The sequence below is a fragment of the Hydrotalea sandarakina genome (assembly GCF_003254115.1).
Lineage (GTDB): Bacteria > Bacteroidota > Bacteroidia > Chitinophagales > Chitinophagaceae > Hydrotalea > Hydrotalea sandarakina.
The window spans coordinates 434873-452611 of record NZ_QKZV01000002.1; the positions used below are offsets into that span (position 1 = coordinate 434873).

General features: G+C 35.2%; 16 protein-coding genes. 11 read left to right on the forward strand and 5 right to left on the reverse strand.

Annotation, left to right across the window (positions count from 1 at the left end; translation table 11 throughout):
- Positions 1 to 44: 44 nt before the first annotated feature.
- On the reverse strand, positions 45 to 920 hold the full coding sequence (locus LX80_RS04750; RefSeq protein ID WP_111293896.1) for a dienelactone hydrolase family protein: 876 nt from the start codon (positions 918 to 920) through the stop codon (positions 45 to 47).
- A gap of 352 nt (positions 921 to 1272) precedes the next feature.
- On the opposite strand from LX80_RS04750, the gene LX80_RS04755 reads away from it, so the two are divergent.
- The 4 genes from LX80_RS04755 to LX80_RS04770 all read left to right on the forward strand — a co-directional run bounded on the left by LX80_RS04755 (position 1273) and on the right by LX80_RS04770 (position 8071).
- Positions 1273 to 2928, forward strand: coding sequence for a CTP synthase (locus LX80_RS04755; RefSeq protein WP_111294004.1), 1656 nt, complete (start codon positions 1273 to 1275; stop codon positions 2926 to 2928).
- 141 nt (positions 2929 to 3069) lie between these two features.
- Positions 3070 to 5253 (forward strand): S9 family peptidase, encoded by a 2184-nt coding sequence (locus LX80_RS04760; RefSeq protein WP_111293897.1) that lies wholly within the window; start codon positions 3070 to 3072, stop codon positions 5251 to 5253.
- Positions 5254 to 5399: 146 nt separating this feature from the next.
- Entirely contained in the window at positions 5400 to 7253 is a 1854-nt protein-coding gene (yidC, locus tag LX80_RS04765; RefSeq protein WP_111293898.1) for a membrane protein insertase YidC, read from the forward strand.
- A 197-nt stretch (positions 7254 to 7450) separates the two neighbouring features.
- Positions 7451 to 8071 (forward strand): hypothetical protein, encoded by a 621-nt coding sequence (locus tag LX80_RS04770; RefSeq protein WP_111293899.1) that lies wholly within the window; start codon positions 7451 to 7453, stop codon positions 8069 to 8071.
- On the opposite strand, the gene LX80_RS04775 is transcribed toward LX80_RS04770, so the two are convergent.
- Positions 8058 to 8369, reverse strand: a complete 312-nt coding sequence (locus LX80_RS04775) for a hypothetical protein (RefSeq protein ID WP_146250380.1) — start codon at positions 8367 to 8369, stop codon at positions 8058 to 8060. The two genes, LX80_RS04770 and LX80_RS04775, sit on opposite strands and share 14 nt — an antisense overlap.
- Positions 8370 to 8543: 174 nt before the next feature.
- On the opposite strand from LX80_RS04775, the gene LX80_RS04780 reads away from it, so the two are divergent.
- The 3 genes from LX80_RS04780 to LX80_RS04790 all read left to right on the forward strand — a co-directional run bounded on the left by LX80_RS04780 (position 8544) and on the right by LX80_RS04790 (position 11563).
- Complete coding sequence (locus LX80_RS04780) at positions 8544 to 9968, forward strand: tetratricopeptide repeat protein (protein ID WP_111293901.1); 1425 nt, start codon at positions 8544 to 8546, stop codon at positions 9966 to 9968.
- Between the two features lie 86 nt (positions 9969 to 10054).
- The gene (locus tag LX80_RS04785) at positions 10055 to 10816 is read left to right on the forward strand and encodes a phosphosulfolactate synthase (protein ID WP_111294005.1); all 762 of its coding nucleotides are present in this window, start codon (positions 10055 to 10057) and stop codon (positions 10814 to 10816) included.
- Positions 10817 to 10822: 6 nt separating this feature from the next.
- Complete coding sequence (locus LX80_RS04790; RefSeq protein WP_245897979.1) at positions 10823 to 11563, forward strand: shikimate dehydrogenase family protein; 741 nt, start codon at positions 10823 to 10825, stop codon at positions 11561 to 11563.
- An 8-nt stretch (positions 11564 to 11571) separates the two neighbouring features.
- On the opposite strand, the gene LX80_RS04795 is transcribed toward LX80_RS04790, so the two are convergent.
- From LX80_RS04795 to LX80_RS04805, 3 genes are read right to left on the reverse strand one after another with little or no spacing between them, the layout of a single operon-like run.
- Entirely contained in the window at positions 11572 to 12000 is a 429-nt protein-coding gene (locus LX80_RS04795) for an acyl-CoA thioesterase (protein WP_111293902.1), read from the reverse strand.
- A complete protein-coding gene (gene rdgB / locus LX80_RS04800) occupies positions 11987 to 12589 on the reverse strand; it encodes an RdgB/HAM1 family non-canonical purine NTP pyrophosphatase (protein ID WP_111293903.1) in 603 nt (200 codons plus the stop codon). The genes LX80_RS04795 and rdgB overlap by 14 nt, the downstream gene beginning before the upstream one ends.
- 9 nt (positions 12590 to 12598) lie before the next feature.
- A complete protein-coding gene (locus LX80_RS04805; protein ID WP_111293904.1) occupies positions 12599 to 13180 on the reverse strand; it encodes a hypothetical protein in 582 nt (193 codons plus the stop codon).
- Positions 13181 to 13245: 65 nt separating this feature from the next.
- Here LX80_RS04805 and LX80_RS04810 point away from each other — a divergent pair, with 65 nt between their 5' ends.
- The 4 genes from LX80_RS04810 to fusA all read left to right on the forward strand — a co-directional run bounded on the left by LX80_RS04810 (position 13246) and on the right by fusA (position 17668).
- Positions 13246 to 14310, forward strand: a complete 1065-nt coding sequence (locus LX80_RS04810; RefSeq protein WP_111293905.1) for a branched-chain amino acid aminotransferase — start codon at positions 13246 to 13248, stop codon at positions 14308 to 14310.
- Between the two features lie 116 nt (positions 14311 to 14426).
- Positions 14427 to 14807, forward strand: a complete 381-nt coding sequence (gene rpsL, locus LX80_RS04815; RefSeq protein ID WP_026767866.1) for a 30S ribosomal protein S12 — start codon at positions 14427 to 14429, stop codon at positions 14805 to 14807.
- Positions 14808 to 14836: 29 nt separating this feature from the next.
- On the forward strand, positions 14837 to 15304 hold the full coding sequence (gene rpsG / locus LX80_RS04820; protein ID WP_111293906.1) for a 30S ribosomal protein S7: 468 nt from the start codon (positions 14837 to 14839) through the stop codon (positions 15302 to 15304).
- 213 nt (positions 15305 to 15517) lie between these two features.
- A complete protein-coding gene (gene fusA / locus LX80_RS04825) occupies positions 15518 to 17668 on the forward strand; it encodes an elongation factor G (protein WP_111293907.1) in 2151 nt (716 codons plus the stop codon).
- Positions 17669 to 17739: the final 71 nt, after the last annotated feature.

Below are 17739 nucleotides of genomic sequence, written 5' to 3' on the forward strand. Positions count from 1 at the left end.
CCGGATTCAATTATCCGGGCTTTGCTTTTAATAAACGGCCTTGATTAATGTGATTTCAAAAATGCCAGTGCTTTCGCATTTGCATCTGCAGCAGCCTCTTTATTATAAATAGGGTTAGATGGGTTTGCAAAACCATGTCCTGCATTGTATCTGTAAACGGTAAGTTTTTTGCCGGCTGCTTTCATATCATCTTCAAAACGAGTTACCACTTGTGGGTTAATTCCTTGGTCTTGATTAGCAAAGAAACCTATCACATCACAATTCAATTGTTTTAAACGATCAATATTATTTTCCGGGCGCCCATAATACATAACACAACCGGCTGCTTGTTTGCCAGCTAATAATGCCGCCTGTAAACTCCATCCACCTCCAAAGCACCAGCCAATGGTATATATTTTTGCATTTTTACCGGCGTAACCAATGGCACCATTTACAATAGCATCAAGGCGGTCGGCGTTAGCATTACGCATATAAACCATAGCACTATCTGGGGTTGTTGCCACTTTACCATCATACATATCAGGTGCTAAAACGTTCACATCACCTAGTTCTGAGTACAATTTATCGGCTTCATTTTTAATATTATCGTTTAATCCCCACCATTCTTGAAAAACTAATAACCATTTATCAGTAGGTTTTTTGGCTTTAATAAAATAGCCTGAAGCCATTTTTCCATCAGCAGTTTTATAATGAATGGTTTCACCCAATGCTGTATAATTTTGTAAAATAATGGGGTTAGGGTGTAGTTTTCCAAATCCCGGTTTTGCTGCATCTAATTCAATTAATTGACGCGTTTCAGTTGTAAAACAACTAATATAACATTCAGGTGTTAATGGGGCGGGTGCTTTTGTTTTAAAGGTGGCACTTAACAATAAGGCTGTTAGCATGGCTGCACCGGCTAAGTACAAAATTTTTTTCATAAAGCTTTATTTTGGTTAAAAATTTTACTTAGTGATTCATTGGCTCAATCATGGATTTTTTTCACTTTCTCTATTTTACGATATATTCTAAAAGCCATAATAAGCGCTGTTCTTTAACACAAATTACAATGAACTGTTTAATTTTTGCAATGGTATTTTTCTGAGCCAAAAAAATGCCTTAGGTTTGTGCGACCTTCAAGAGTGACTCTATTCATTTTTTTCCACTCTCTTCAGGTCTAAAAACTAAACAATATTCAGCATTCTAAGTAGTAGTAGCTCAATTCAAAAAAATTGTACTTACCGCTATTTTGTTGCTACAATTGTATAAATGTGTGAAAAACATCCATTTATTATGGCTAAATATATATTTGTTACCGGTGGTGTAACAAGCAGTTTGGGAAAGGGAATTATAGCTGCCAGCTTGGCAAAATTGTTGCAAGCTCGTGGTTTTAGTGTTACTATACAAAAGTTTGATCCTTACATCAATGTTGATCCGGGTACATTAAATCCTTACGAACATGGCGAATGCTATGTTACGGAAGATGGTGCCGAAACCGATTTGGATTTAGGCCATTACGAACGTTTCTTAAATATTTACACCTCACAAGCCAATAATGTAACAACAGGAAGAATTTATCAAACAGTTATTAACAAAGAACGAGCCGGCGACTTCCTCGGAAAAACAGTGCAAGTGGTTCCGCATATTACCGATGAAATAAAACGAAGAATGCTTTTATTGGGAAAAGATGGCAAGTACGATATTGTTATTACCGAAATTGGCGGTACGGTTGGCGATATAGAAAGTTTACCTTTTATTGAAACAGTGCGTCAAATTCAGTGGGAATTACCTGAGGAAGATGTAGTAGTTGTGCATTTAACGCTTATTCCATATTTAAAGGCTGCTAAAGAGCTCAAAACAAAACCCACGCAACACAGTGTTAAAATGCTGAGCGAAACGGGTGTGCATCCCGATATTATTGTTTGCCGAACTGAAGAGCCACTGAATGACGATATAAAAAGAAAAATTGCCTTATTCTGTAATGTAAAAAAAGAAGCCGTTATTGAAGCTATGGATGCGGGTTCAATTTATGAAGTACCATTACTCATGCAAAGTGAAGAGTTAGATGTTATTTGCATGAATAAACTGCAAATCACTTCTAAACAAGAACCCAAATTAGATGATTGGATTTCATATATAGATAAAATTAAATATCCTAAAGGAAAAGTTACCGTTGGTTTAATTGGTAAATACATTGAATTACAAGATGCATACAAATCTATATTAGAAAGTTTTATTCATGCAGGTGCAGCAAATGAAGTAAAAGTGCAAGTAGTAAATGTGCATAGCGAACATATTACGAAAGAAAATGTAGCAGAAAAATTAGAAGGTTTAGACGGATTATTGGTAGCTCCCGGTTTTGGCAGTAGGGGTATTGATGGAAAGATAATTGCTGTACAATATGCCCGCGAAAATAAGTTGCCTTTTTTTGGTATTTGTTTGGGAATGCAAATGGCTGTTATTGAATTTGCCAGAAATGTGTTAAACATAAAAGATGCCCATTCGCTCGAAATGGATCCAAATACACCCAATCCTGTTATTAATTTAATGGAGCACCAAAAACAAGTTACTTTAAAAGGTGGAACCATGCGTTTGGGTGCATATCCTTGTGCCATTAAAGAAGCTACGCTAGCATTCGAAATTTATCAACAATCTCTAATTAGTGAGCGGCACAGGCATCGTTACGAATTTAATAATGATTATAAAGAACAATTTGAACAAAACGGTATGATTGCCAGTGGAATCAATCCCGATTCAGGTTTGGTTGAAATTATTGAAGTTCCTTCGCATCCATTCTTTATTGGTGTACAATATCATCCTGAATTAAAAAGTACTGTTGAAAAGCCTGCGCCGTTGTTTGTTCATTTTATAAAAGCAGTAAAAAAATTCCACGAAGCCAAAAAACAATTAAAGCAAAATTCACCGGCAGTGCAAGATGCATTAATTTAATAACATAATAAATATTGTATATTTAATTAAAAAAGGGGAGAATTTGAATCTCCCCTTTTTAATTAGCATTTAAATGTAGTTCTGAAAGCAAAGTGTATCTTTATAACACTTCATTATCGTACAAAAAACAAATAAATACATATGAAATTTTTACTAAGCATATTCACGATTTGCTTTTTAACGGTAGTTGTGGCACAACCTCCACATGGCTTACATTGGAATAAAGCCGGAAATATATTGTACACGGTAGAAAATAATAATATTATTGCTACTGCATTTCCTTCCATGCAAAGCAATGTTTTAGTGTCAGAAGCCGAGTTAACTCCTGCAGGGCAATCACAGCCACTGCATGTCCGTAATTTCTTCTTTAGTAATGATGAAAAAAAATTACTTATCTATACAAATTCAAAAAAGGTTTGGCGTTATGATACACGTGGTGATTACTGGGTATTAAATTTAGTTACGAAAAATTTGAAACAACTTGGTAAAGGGAAACCTGCATCATCACTCATGTTTGCAAAGTTTTCGCCCGATGGCAATAAAGTGGCTTATGTATGCGAACACAATATTTATGTAGAAGATTTAAATAATAATACCATAAAACCATTAACTACGAATGGTAATCGTTATTTAATTAATGGTACTTTCGATTGGGTTTATGAAGAAGAATTTTTTTGTCGCGATGGCTTTCGTTGGAGTCCCGATGGTACTAAAATTGCTTATTGGCAAATTAATGCTAAGAATACACCCAATTATTTAATGATTAATAATACCGATTCTGCTTATCCTTTTATTAAACCGGTAGAATATCCTATTGCAGGTATCGCACCTTCTCCTTTTAAAATAGGCGTTGTTGATATAAGCACTGCTAAAACTAATTGGATGAATATTCCAACTGATCCTGTTTTACAATCTTATGTACCCAGAATGGAGTGGGCAAACAATAGTGATGAAATTATATTGCAACATTTAAATCGCAAGCAAAATGTTTCCGATATTTTATTGTGTAACATAAAAACCGGTCAGCCCAAAACAATTTATCATGAAACGGACAGCGCCTGGATTGATGTTTTGGCCTTGTGGGACGAAGATTATTCATATGGCGGTTGGGATTGGTTAAATAACGGTAAAGCATTTATGTGGGCCAGTGAACAAGATGGATGGAGACATTTGTATAGTATAAGCCGTGATGGAAAAACAGTTACTAAAATTACCAATGGTAATTTTGATGTAATGGGTATTAGTGCAATTGACGAAAAAAATGGATATGTTTATTTCTTGGCTTCACCTAATAATGCTACGCAAAAATATTTGTATCGTACTAAACTAAATGGAGCACAACCCGCTGAACGTATTTCACCGGCTAATCAAAATGGTTTTCATGAATATGCAGTATCGCCCAATGCGCTTTTTGCAGAACATATTTTTTCCAATCATTATACACCTTATGTTCGTGAATGGATTTCCTTACCCAATCATAATGGTTTAGATGGTAATTTGGTAAATGAGGCAATAGCAAAAGCTGATTCTGGTAGTTCAAACGTGCAATTTTTTACCATCAAAAATAGAGAAGGCATAAGCATGGATGGTTGGAAGGTAATGCCAGAGCATTTTGATTCTACAAAAAAATATCCTGTAGTATTTTATGTATATACTGAGCCCTGGGGACAAAATGTAAAAGATGAATACGGTATAGCATATAATTTTTTATACAATGGTAATATGGCAAAAGATGGGTATATCTATATTTCTATCGATAATAGGGGTACGCCTGTTCCTAAGGGGCGCGAATGGCGTAAATGCATTTATCGAAAAATTGGCCGTGTGAATATTAATGATCAAGCCGATGCTGCTAAACAAATTTTGCAGTGGCCATTTGTAGATACTTCCCGAATTGCGGTATGGGGTTGGAGCGGTGGTGGCTCTGCAACACAAAACTTAATGTTTCAATATCCTGATATTTACAAAACTGGTATAGCGATAGCCGGGGTAGCCAGCCAGTTTACTTATGACAATATTTATCAGGAACGTTATATGGGGCTTCCTCAGGAAGATAGTGCCGACTTTAAAGCTGGTTCACCTTTAACTTACGCTAAAAATTTACAAGGCCATTTATTACTTATTCATGGCACAGGCGATGATAACGTACATTATCAGAATATGGAATTACTGATTAATGAGTTAGTAAAATATGGTAAACAATTCGATATGATGAGCTATCCGAACAGAACCCACAGTATTTCGGAAGGCCCTGGTACTCGCGAACATTTAATGAACCTATACACTCGTTATTTAAGGGAGTATTGTCCGCCCGGGGGCAGATAGAAAAAGAATAGGTGATTAATTGTTTTATTTTTATAATATGATTGCTGTTATGGGTCTTAAATCACCCACTTGTACTAATATTTGGGGGTTTACAATGGTGCTTTACATTGCAAACCCTACCTTTGCCGCTCAATATTTTTAAAAATATGAATTTTGACAAGAATACCATTATTGGTTTTGGATTACTAGCCATTTTATTTTTTGGTTTCTTTTGGTACAATAACAAAGCACAGCAAGAGTTACTGAAGCAAGAAAAACATGTGCAAGATTCTATTGCACATGTTAATGCCATGCGTGCAGCTGAAAATCCGCAAAAATTGTTGCAAGATTCTCTTCACCAAGATTCTTTAATGAAGCAAACTTCTGCCGGTAATTTTGCTACTGCTGCCATTGGTGTACCCCGTTTCGACACTATTGAGAATGAAGTAATGAAAGTTGTATTTACTAACAAGGGTGGTAGAATACAATCAGTTATTTTAAAAAATTATAAAGCTTACAATGGGGAAGATGTTACGTTAGGTAGCGCACATGATACTTTAGGCTATAATATCAATACAGATAACAATAATTCAGCCAATACAAACAATCTCTTTTTTACTGCTTCAGATATTACCAAAAATGCTGATGGAAGCCAACAAATTGAATTTAAATTGAGTGATGCATCCGGCCAAAGTATTGTTCATCAGTTTACTGTATTGCCTAACAATTATATGGTGAACTGGAATATTTTATTGCAAGGTGCCAACAGGTTGGTAAATAATAATCAACTAAATTTTACGTGGATTGATCATGCCCACCAGGTTGAACGTTCTGCTCACTATGAAAGAGTAACCAGTAACTTGTGTTTTTATGAAGGAGATAATTTCGATTATATATCTGCAAAATCAAGCCACCAATTTGAAAAGCCGATTAGTTGGTTTTCCAATGTGCAACAATTTTTCAATATAACACTGGTTGCCAAAAATAATTTTACAGGCGGCCAAATTGAATGGAAAAGAGAATCGGAAGACACTTCAAGAATGCTTTTCCACAGTACTGCCAATTTGCAAATGAAATTGCCTGCCGAAAATACTGTAAGCATACCCATGCAAATGTACTATGGGCCAAATTCCTATGCTATTCTTAAAAAAGAGGCAAAAGGAATGGATCAAATTGTGAATTTAGGTAGAAGTTTATATGCCTTTGTACGACCTATTAACCTGTACATCATAATGCCCGTGTTTAATTTCTTTGCAAGCTTTATATCTAATTATGGTTGGGTAATTTTATTGCTAACTTTGTTTATACGTTTAATTACTTCGCCACTTACTTACAGTAGTTATTTAAGTGGTGCAAAAATGAAGGTACTAAAACCTGAATTAGATGCTTTAAAACAAAAATTTGGTTCCGATCAGCAAGGTTTTGCCATGGAACAAATGAAATTATACCGTGAAGCCGGTGTAAATCCATTAGGGGGCTGTATTCCCGCATTATTACAAATTCCTATATTCTTTGCTTTATATAGCTTTTTCAATTCAAACATAGCATTACGTGGTCAGCCTTTTTTATGGAGCAAAGACCTGTCATCTTATGATGTAATTGCTCGTTTACCATTTAGTTTGCCTTTCAACTTTGGCGACCATATCAGTTTGTTTACTTTAACGGCTGTATTAACCAGTTTCTTAATTTCATTTTATAATATGGCTTCAACGCCAACCCAAGATAATCCGGCGTTGAAATACATGCCATATATATTTCCATTCTTTATGTTGTTTTTCTTTAATGGATTGCCTTCAGCTTTAACCTGGTATTATACTGTTTCAAATACAGTTACATTAATTATTCAATTCGTTATTCAAAAGAAAATTATTGATCACGACAAAATATTGGCTAAAATTGAACAAAAACGTAAGTCGCCAAAAGCAAAAACAAAAAGTAAATGGCAAGAACGTTATGAACAAATGGTGGAATCGCAGAAAAAATTACAAGAATTGAAAGAACGTACACAAAAGAAAAAGTAGCATTAGAAATATACAATATAAAAAAAAGCTGTTCTAATTTTTTGGAACAGCTTTTTTATCATTCAGCAATTATTATATGAAGTATGAAGTGTGCATAGCTTGTACGCTATTAACACATATTTGTGTTATAATTGTAGGTTTATTTTTAAATTAGCAACTGTACGAAATTAATAGGTAAACTAATTAAATTGAAATAAATGAAGTTTTTAATATTTTTATTATTAATGCCTATTGCAACCGTTTTTTCGCAACAGCGAACGGTAGCTGAGTGTACTATTTATTATGATAATGTTATACCTGCCGGTGCAGAAAAAGGCACAACAGAAGTTATACATAAAACAGTATATATAAAAGGAAATAATAGTAGAGTGAATGTTTCAAGCCCTTCTTATCAAATTTCTACCATTATCGATCAATCAACCGGCAAAGTGGTTGTTTTGCGAAGTTTTGGTAATAACAAATATATGACTGTATTAACTAAAGCACAATGGGTAGAGGCAAACAAAAAATTTGAAGGGATGAAATTCATTCCTTTGAATGATACCAAGAGTATTTTGGGTTATAATTGTAAAAATGCACAATTGTTATTAAAAGATAGTTCGGTTTACAATATTTATTACACTACTGCCATTGTTCCTTCCGTTAAAGATTTCGAATACGAGTTTAAAGACGTACCTGGTTTTGTTTTAGAATATGAGGCAACAGATAATAATGGCAATAAAATTCATTTTTTGGCCAATAAAATAAGTTTTGACCCCGTGCTATTGTCCGAGTTTGAAATACCAACAAAAGGGTATAGAATAATTAATTGGAAATAGGAGAAGGTGTTTTGAATTTAGGCACATGCACCTTAAACTTATAAGGAAAAACATAAGTGGTATTCCCGCTTTTATACTGCATAATGGAATGAACCTCAGTACCTGAATTATAATTTTGAGATTTTAAAACATTCAAGCCATCATATTCCAAACTAGATTTGATAAGCGAAAGCGAGAAAGTTTTATGGCTGTAATGGCTCAAATTTTTAAGGGTGTATTTACTGTTGTTTTTTGATTCATCTGTGGTGCCACTGAAAGTAAAGGCAGCAACGGCACATTTCGCAAATATGATAAACACAAATGCAAAAGTCAGTTTTGATATGAATCTGTTTCTAAACATCGATACAAAAGTATAACTTTTTTTACAATTTTTAACAATTATTGTTCATTAAATCTATATTAACATTTTTCTTTTCCAAAATAATGCCAAAATTGTAAAAGTTTTACCGTATATTAGATAAACCTTAAAGCTATGAGAACACCCTCTTATAACGACGATGAAAGGAACTCGCTCAAAGAATTGCTTCAGCAATACCAAAATATGAAAATGGGACGGGGAAATTCATTTTTGGAGGAAGAAGCTTTTGAAAAAATTGTAGACTATTTTGATGAGAGAGATGATTTAAATGAAGCCTTTAAAGCAGTTGAAACCGGATTGGAAATGTACCCCTATTCCGCACATTTAATGATTAAAAAGGCTGATTTGTTAATTGCGCGCAGAAAATATGCCCAATCGCTGGAATTATTGGAAAAAGCCGAATTATTCGACAGTACTGATATTAATTTATACATTCTAAAAACAGATGCTTATTTAGCTTTAGATCAACAACCCAAAGCAGTTGAACTTTTGGAAACTGCCTTGCATTTATTTGATGGTGAAGAAAGAATTGATTTATTGTTTGAACTTGCCGATGTTTATGATGATTACGAAGAATTTGATAAAGTTTTTGATTGCTTAAAGCTGATTTTAGAGGATGATCCCAACAATGAAGAGGCATTATACAAAATTTGTTTTTGGACCGATTTTACCGGACGAAATGAAGAAAGCATTAAAATTCATCAGAAAATAATTGATAATTATCCCTATAATGAAATAGCTTGGTTTAACCTTGCAGCTGCTTATCAGGGTTTGAAATTATATGAAAAAGCTATTGATGCATATCAGTATGCATTGGTAATTGATGAAAAGTTTGAGTATGCTTACCGAAATATGGGCGATGCATACTTACGCTTACACAAATACAAAGAAGCAATAGAATCTTTGGAAAAAGTGTTGGAGTTAGCCCGTCCCGAAGATGTAATTTATGAAGCCATTGGTCACTGTTATCACAAATTAGGACATACCGCTCAAGCTCGGTTTCATTATAAAAAAGCAGTGCATTTAAATGCGGAAGACAGTAAACTGCATTTTAAAATTGCCACCACTTATATGCAGGAAGGACAATGGAACAATGCCATAAGACATTTAGAAAATGCACTTCGCTTGCAACGTAATGTGGCAGAGTATAATTTAGCGATGGGTGAATGTAAATTGCATTTGCAACACTATAAAGAAGCGTTATTTTACTTTGGTTTTGTAGTAAAACATAAGCCAAAAAAAGTTGCAGGCTGGGAAGCTCTTATTCGTTGTTTATACTTGGCAGGTTATTATGAGGAAGCGGCAACACATTGTTTATTGGCTTTGAAGGCTACTGATGAAAAACCCATTTTCATATTTTATCAATCAGCTATCTCATTTGCTCTAAATAAAAGTAAAGAGGGATTAATTTATTTAGAAACCGCAATGGAGAGAGCCCCCAAACAACTAAAAAAATTAATGGACCTAGCCCCATCATTGCTTCAAAATAGTAAAGTGATTGATATAATAGCCCGATACAAAAAAGGAAGGAAATTTTAACGATACCAATATTCGAAATTTTTAATTAAAAGCAATTCACTTGTTTGAATTGCTTTAATTTTGCGGGCAATTTAATAAACAACCCCATGAATTTTAATTTAACTCAAATTCCCGACAGAGTACAAAAACCACGTACTTATGGTATAACCATGGTAATGGACAAAGGATTAAGTATTAATGAAGTTGAAAACTTTTTAAGTGTTGCCGGTCCGCACGTTGATATAGTTAAGCTGGGTTTTGGAACGTCGGCAGTTACTCCTAACTTAAGAGAAAAAATTGAGGTATATCATAAACATAAAATGCCTATTTATTTTGGCGGCACTTTATTTGAAGCATTTTTAATTCGCAACCAAATTGATGACTACATTGCCATTTGTAAAGATTATAACATTTCCTACATGGAGGTAAGTGATGGTTCAATAACCATACCGCATGCCGAAAAATGTGGGTACATTGAAAAACTTACCAAATATGGCAAGGTATTAAGTGAAGTGGGAAGTAAGGATGCCACTAATATTATGGCCCCTTACAAGTGGATTGAATTAATGCGTGCAGAACTTTCAGCAGGTGCGTCATACGTTATTGCTGAAGCAAGGGAAGCAGGTAATGTGGGTATTTATCGTGATAGTGGTGAAGTTAGACAAGGTTTAGTAGCTGAAATTTTAACACAAATTCCTGAAGAAAAAATTTTATGGGAAGCACCACAAAAAGCACAACAATTATACTTTTTACAACTGTTGGGATGCAATGTTAATTTGGGTAATATTGCACCCAATGAAGTTATTCCACTGGAAGCAATGCGTATTGGTTTACGTGGCGATACTTTTGATTTGTACCGCAATAAATAATATAGAATGATGCGTATTTTCGGACTTATCGGGTTTCCTTTATCGCATTCTTTTTCAAAAAAATATTTTGACCAGAAGTTTGCATCGGAACAAATAACCGATGCAAACTTTTTTCTATATCCAATACCCAAAATTCAGGACGTTGTAAGCTTAATACAATCCACGCCCAATTTACAGGGGTTAGCCGTTACCATTCCATACAAAAAACAAATTATTCCATATTTAAATAAAGTTAGCCCCGAAGTACAGCAAATGCAGGCCTGTAATTGTGTGCACATTCAACAAGGTGAATTAATTGGTTACAATACGGATGTAATTGGTTTTAAAAAATCATTACTCCAACAACTGCAACCGCATCACAACGGTGCATTAATTTTAGGAACCGGCGGAGCAGCTGCAGCAGTTGCTTTTGTGTTCAATGAATTGAAGATCCCTTTTCAATTTGTTTCGCGTAACCCTTTATCGCATCACAACTGTATTGCTTACAAACAAATTAATGAGACTTTGTTAGGGCAATTCCCAATTATAGTCAATACAACACCGTTGGGAACTTTTCCCGATGTGAATAACTGCCCGCCAATTCCTTATGAATTTTTATCTGAAAAAAATTATTTGTTTGATTTGGTGTATAATCCTGCAGAAACCCTGTTTTTAAAAAAAGGTAAGGAAAAAGGTTGTTTAGTACAGAATGGATACGATATGTTGGTGGGTCAAGCTGAAGCCAATTGGGAAATTTGGAATGCTTAATAAAATACTTAGCTCATTTTTTCTACAAACTTTGCCGGAACCGGCGCCAATTTTTTTTCTTGGTAATTATAACACAACATACCGGTTTTGGCGGTTGCAGCTAATGTTAATTCGTTATTGTTTTTGATGTGTATTTTGTAATAAAGATCAAAGCCCATGGCATCAATACCCGTAATTGCTACATCTATTTGTATGGTTTGATTGTAGTGCAATTCTTTTTTAAATTCAATGGCTGCATCGCGTATAATTAAACCAACACCTTCAACATTCAATTCACTATAACCGTAAAATGCTAAAAATTCCATACGTGCTTCTTGCAATAACGCTAAAAATCTATCATTGCCAACATGGCCACCATAGTTTAAGTCAGTAACGCGAATTTTCATTTCCGTTGAAAATATAAACACTTCCGGTAAAACTAATTTAATGCGTTCCATGGTTAAAAGTATATGTTTCTAAAAAAGCAATCATTTTATCCAATGCTTTCTTTCTGTGGCTAAATTTACTTTTTTCAACTAAATCCATTTCTGCAAATGTATATTGACTGCCATTGGGAATAAATAATGGATCATATCCAAAACCTCGGTTGCCTATGGGGCTTAATGTAATAGTACCCTCGCAAATGCCTTCAAAATAGTAAGTTTTACCTTCCAATATTAAACAAATAACTGTTCTAAATTGGGCACAACGATTGTCTTTTTCCCGCATAGCCAACAATAACTTCTCATTATTTTTTTGGTAGTTTTGTTCTTCGCCTGCATATCGAGCGCTTTTAACCCCCGGCGCACCATTTAAACTAACTACCTCTAAACCGGTATCTTCACTAAAGCAATGTTGGTTGGTTAATTGAAAAATAGTATTTGCTTTTTGAAAGGCATTTTCTTCAAGCGTATTAAATGGTTCTTCAATAGTTATATGAATGCCTGCTTGCTTTAAACTGGTTACTGTAAAAGTTTTTGGTAGCACGGCTTGTATTTCCTGAACTTTATGTTCATTGTTGGTGGCAAAAATTAACGAAGTAGTCATTCAGGTAATTTAGTTAATGTGAAACATTAATTTTAAGGCATTCCACAAATTTCTTTTTGCTTGGTTGCTTTTTGTTACGTCAGCTACTAAATAGTTTTCTAAAGGTTCTGCAGGTAAATAGGTGCAATCATTGAATTCTTTTATTTGATAAGCCGGTACAATAAATGGTAAGTTTAGTTTTTGCAGCTCATCACTAAAAACAATACAATATTTTGTATTTAAGTTTTGATGCAATTGTTCATATGTAATAAGTTGATTTTGAATATTAATTACGGCAGCATCACCCACATTCAATTTACAGGCTAATAATATATTGCTAATAAATTGCAGCCATTCTTCTCGTATAATGGGTGCCGTTTCATCATGCACTAAAATAGCAATTTGTTTTTCATTGTTACCCAAATAGTTAAGAGTTGAATTTGAAGTGGTATCCTCAACATTTTTGCTTTTTAACGAAGCCGATTGTTGCACTGGGGCATTTTCTTTTAAACTGTTGTTTAAATTTCTATTTGGCTGTTCAATAACCACCAATGTATCTTTGTACAGTGAAGCAATGTAGTTTGGAGGCAATTGTATTTCTTCAAATTTCATTTCCAAAAACTTTTTTAATTAACACTTGTTAGTTTTTTGTTTCTTTGCACCAAAATTATAAAGATATGATTAAGACTTCAGGCTTTCCGGTAACTAAAGTTGCTGAAAGCAAATTAAACAGTTTAAGTTTAGAAAATATACCTTTTGGGAAGTACTTTTCAGATCATATGTTTATGGCTACTTATAAAAACGGAGCCTGGCAAGATCCCCAAATTTTACCTTATCAGCCTTTACATATTGAGCCTTCACTAGCAGCATTGCATTATGGTCAAGCCATATTTGAAGGAATAAAAGCATACAAACATAGTTCCGGCGAAGCTTTTATTTTCAGACCCTATGATAACTTCAAGCGTTTTAATCTTTCGGCTGAACGCATGTGCATGCCCGAAGTACCTGAGTATATTTTCATGGATGGAATGCATCAATTATTAGCAATTGATAAAGATTGGATTCCCGCGAAAGCTGAACACTCATTATATATTCGCCCTGTAATGTTTGCTACCGATGTTGCTTTGGGGGTCCGTCCTTCTGAAACCTATGCTTTCATTATTATGCTTAGCCCAACCGGGCCCTATTACGCCAAACCCATGAAAATTTATGTTGAAGAAACATATACACGTGCCGTAAAAGGCGGGGTAGGTTTTGCAAAAAATGCCGGGAACTATGGTGGTAGTATGATGGCAGCCAAAAAAGCCAATGAGCTTGGTTACGACCAAGTATTATGGACAGATGCAATTGAACACAAATGGTTGCAGGAAGTGGGAATGATGAATGTTGTATTTATAATTGATAACAAGGCTATTACCCCTTCTTTAGAAGAAGGTACCATTTTAAATGGAGTTACTCGTAACAGTGTTTTGGTTCTTTTGCAAGAAATGGGCATAGCAGTTGAAGAAAGAAAAATAAATATTGATGAAGTAATTGCTGCCTATAAAAATGGTACTTTACAAGAAGTTTTTGGTACAGGAACAGCGGCTACTATTGCTTTAATTAAGGAATTGCGCTATAAAGACGAACAAATGTTGTTCGATACTGAAAAATGGAAGGTGGCTCCAGCGGTTCGGGAAAAATTGAATCAAATCCGCTATGGGCTTGTGCCTGATGTGCATGAATGGCTTTATAAAATTTAGTTTATTCACGCATAAACGCTAGTTTTTGAAATAAATTTCATCTTTTATTATTTTTCTTTTTGGAATTTACGGTAAGTGCTATTACCTTTGCCGTCCTAAAATTTAAACAACGTAGAATGCCTACTATACAACAATTAGTTAGAAAAGGCCGCGAAATTATCAGGGCTAAAAGTAAATCAAGAGCTTTAGATGCTTGTCCACAACGTCGTGGTGTTTGTACCCGTGTTTATACAACAACTCCCAAAAAGCCAAACTCAGCTTTGCGTAAAGTGGCAAAAGTACGTTTAACCAATAAGGTAGAAGTTATTGCTTACATTCCGGGTGAAGGACACAATTTACAAGAACACTCAATTGTATTAATTAGAGGTGGTCGTGTAAAAGACTTGCCGGGTGTACGTTACCATATTGTAAGAGGTAGCTTGGATACTGCCGGTGTGAAAGACAGGAAAAAAAGTCGTTCTAAATACGGTACCAAAAAAGAAAAAGCCAAAAAATAATTCTGTTAAACAGCTAATTTTTATATAACATGCGTAAAGCACAAGCCAAAAAATTACCAGTTGCTCCCGATGGAAGATATAATGATGTAATGGTAAGTCGTTTCATCAACAATATTATGTGGAATGGCAAAAAAAGTACTGCCATCAACATTTTTTATGATGCAATTGACAAGGTATCCAAATTAACTAACGAAGATGGTTATGAAGTTTGGAAAAAAGCTTTAGCCAATATAACACCTTCTGTTGAGGTGCGTAGTCGCAGAATAGGCGGTGCTACTTTTCAAATTCCTACCGAAGTAAGACCTGACAGGAAAATATCTTTAAGCATCAAATGGATGATACGTTACAGCCGTGAAAGAAACGGAAGAACAATGGCCGATAAATTGGCAAATGAAATTATTGCCGCTAGTAAAGGTGAAGGTGGCGCATTTAAAAAGAAAGAAGACGTGCATAGAATGGCTGAAGCCAACAAGGCATTTTCACACTTCAAAGTTTAATTGCAACATAACTATTCATATAAAGCTACCCATTTGTGGTAGCTTTTTTATTTTAAGGTGCGCACCCAACCACTAAAAATCATTCAATTCGTACAATTCTCTCTTATTTTACAAAATAATTTTAAGAACTTACCATTAAATCTTTCATTAAAATCTTGTAGAATTACCTAAATCCCTACCTTTGCCGCCTGAAAAAAAATAAACAATCACTTTATGGCGGATTTGAAATTTCAACGCAATTTTGGTATTGCCGCTCACATCGATGCCGGTAAAACCACAACTACCGAGCGTATTTTGCGCTATACCGGTATGATACATAAAATTGGCGAAGTGCACGATGGTGCTGCCACAACTGACTGGATGGAGCAGGAGAAAGAAAGAGGTATTACCATCACATCAGCTGCTGTTAGCTGTCAATGGAACTTTCCTACCGTTTTAGGAAAAGCTACTCCAGAAACAAAAAAGTATTACTTTAATATTATTGATACTCCCGGTCACGTTGATTTTACCGTTGAGGTTGAACGTTCAATGAGGGTTTTAGACGGATTGATTGCTTTATTTTCTGCCGTTGATGGGGTAGAGCCACAATCAGAAACGGTATGGCGTCAAGCTAACCGCTATCGTGTACCCAGAATTGGTTTCGTGAATAAAATGGACCGTTCAGGCGCCGACTTTTTAAATGTGGTAAAGCAAGTAAAAGAAATGTTGGGTGCTAAAGCTGTTCCTTTACAATTACCCATTGGTGCCGAAGATAATTTTAAAGGGGTAGTTGACCTTATTAAAATGAAAGGCATTGTATGGCATGCTGAAACAGAAGGAATGACTTTCGATGAATTACCTATTCCGGAAGATATGATGGAGGAGGTAACCTTCTGGCGTCAAAACTTAATTGAAGCAGTTGCTGAATATGATGACCATTTAATGGAAAAATTCTTCGATGATCCTAATTCAATTACTGAAGACGAAGTACATGCTGCTATTCGTAAAGCCACCATCGATTTGAGTATTGTACCTATGATGTGTGGTTCTTCATTCAAAAATAAAGGTGTTCAAACTGCTTTAGACGCCGTTTGTAGATACTTACCTTCACCGGTTGATATTGAAGCCGTAAAAGGTATTGATCCCGAAACAGGAAACGAAATTAGCCGCAAACCCGATCCTAAAGAACCGTTCTCAGCTTTGGCTTTCAAAATTATGACGGATCCTTTTGTAGGCCGTTTAGCATTTTTCCGCTGCTATAGCGGACATTTAGATGCGGGCAGCTATGTTTTAAATGTTCGTAGTGGTAAAAAAGAAAGGATTAGCCGTATTATGAAGATGTTTGCTAACAAGCAAAACCCAATCGACTTCATTGAAGCCGGTGATATTGGTGCTGCTGTTGGTTTCAAAGAAATTAAAACAGGTGATACTTTAACTGATGAAAATCATCCAATAGTTCTGGAAAATATGTTTATTCCGGAACCGGTAATAGCCATTGCCATTGAGCCTAAAACTCAGGCCGACGTTGATAAAATGAGTATTGCCATATCTAAATTGGTTGAAGAAGACCCAACATTAAGGGTAAATACCGATGAAGATACCGGACAAACCATTTTACGTGGTATGGGTGAGTTGCATTTGGAAATTATTATAGATCGTATGCGCCGCGAGTTTAAGGTAGAAGTGAATCAGGGTGCACCTCAAGTAGCATATAAAGAAGCTTTCCAGGCAACTTATCAGCATCGCGAAATTTTGAAGAAGCAAACAGGTGGTCGTGGTAAATTCGCCGACATTCAATTTGAAATTGGCCCTGCTGATGAAGAATGGCTAAAAGAAAATGAAGGCAAGAACTTCCAGTTTGTGAATGATATTTTTGGTGGAGCTATTCCTCGTGAATTTGTTCCTGCCATTCAAAAAGGTTTTGAAACAGCCATGAATACAGGGGTATTGGCAGGATATCCTGTCAATAACATGAAAATCCGTGTATTTGATGGTAGTTACCATGATGTTGACTCTGACTCAATGTCATTTGAATTGTGTGCTAAAGCAGGTTTTAGAGAAGCTGCCAAAAAAGCCAAACCGGTATTACTTGAACCTATTATGAAAGTGGAAGTATTAACGCCCGACCAATATATGGGTGATGTAACCGGCGACTTAAACCGCAGAAGAGGTATGTTGGAAGGAATGGATAGCAGAAATAACCTGCAAGTAATTAAAGCAAAAGTGCCTTTAAGTGAAATGTTTGGTTATGTAACGCAATTACGTTCTTTGTCTTCCGGACGTGCTACTTCTACAATGGAATTCTCTCATTATGCTCCGGCGCCTAATAACATTGCCGAAGAGGTAATTGCCAAAAACAAAGGCAGAGTAAAAGTAGAGGACTAATGCAAGGTAAACTGTAAAGTACATTTATATTGAAAACCGGCTAATACATTGGCCGGTTTTCTTTTTTTATA

Excerpts from the sequence above, each read along its gene's own strand:
- LX80_RS04750 (WP_111293896.1), bottom strand. The coding sequence starts at position 920 with ATGAAAAAAATTTTGTACTTAGCCGGTGCAGCCATGCTAACAGCCTTA.
- LX80_RS04755 (WP_111294004.1), top strand. The coding sequence starts at position 1,273 with ATGGCTAAATATATATTTGTTACCGGTGGTGTAACAAGCAGTTTGGGA.
- LX80_RS04760 (WP_111293897.1), top strand. The coding sequence starts at position 3,070 with ATGAAATTTTTACTAAGCATATTCACGATTTGCTTTTTAACGGTAGTT.
- yidC (WP_111293898.1), top strand. The coding sequence starts at position 5,400 with ATGAATTTTGACAAGAATACCATTATTGGTTTTGGATTACTAGCCATT.
- LX80_RS04770 (WP_111293899.1), top strand. The coding sequence starts at position 7,451 with ATGAAGTTTTTAATATTTTTATTATTAATGCCTATTGCAACCGTTTTT.
- LX80_RS04780 (WP_111293901.1), top strand. The coding sequence starts at position 8,544 with ATGAGAACACCCTCTTATAACGACGATGAAAGGAACTCGCTCAAAGAA.
- LX80_RS04785 (WP_111294005.1), top strand. The coding sequence starts at position 10,055 with ATGAATTTTAATTTAACTCAAATTCCCGACAGAGTACAAAAACCACGT.
- LX80_RS04790 (WP_245897979.1), top strand. The coding sequence starts at position 10,823 with ATGATGCGTATTTTCGGACTTATCGGGTTTCCTTTATCGCATTCTTTT.
- LX80_RS04795 (WP_111293902.1), bottom strand. The coding sequence starts at position 12,000 with ATGGAACGCATTAAATTAGTTTTACCGGAAGTGTTTATATTTTCAACG.
- rdgB (WP_111293903.1), bottom strand. The coding sequence starts at position 12,589 with ATGACTACTTCGTTAATTTTTGCCACCAACAATGAACATAAAGTTCAG.
- LX80_RS04805 (WP_111293904.1), bottom strand. The coding sequence starts at position 13,180 with ATGAAATTTGAAGAAATACAATTGCCTCCAAACTACATTGCTTCACTG.
- LX80_RS04810 (WP_111293905.1), top strand. The coding sequence starts at position 13,246 with ATGATTAAGACTTCAGGCTTTCCGGTAACTAAAGTTGCTGAAAGCAAA.
- rpsL (WP_026767866.1), top strand. The coding sequence starts at position 14,427 with ATGCCTACTATACAACAATTAGTTAGAAAAGGCCGCGAAATTATCAGG.
- rpsG (WP_111293906.1), top strand. The coding sequence starts at position 14,837 with ATGCGTAAAGCACAAGCCAAAAAATTACCAGTTGCTCCCGATGGAAGA.
- fusA (WP_111293907.1), top strand. The coding sequence starts at position 15,518 with ATGGCGGATTTGAAATTTCAACGCAATTTTGGTATTGCCGCTCACATC.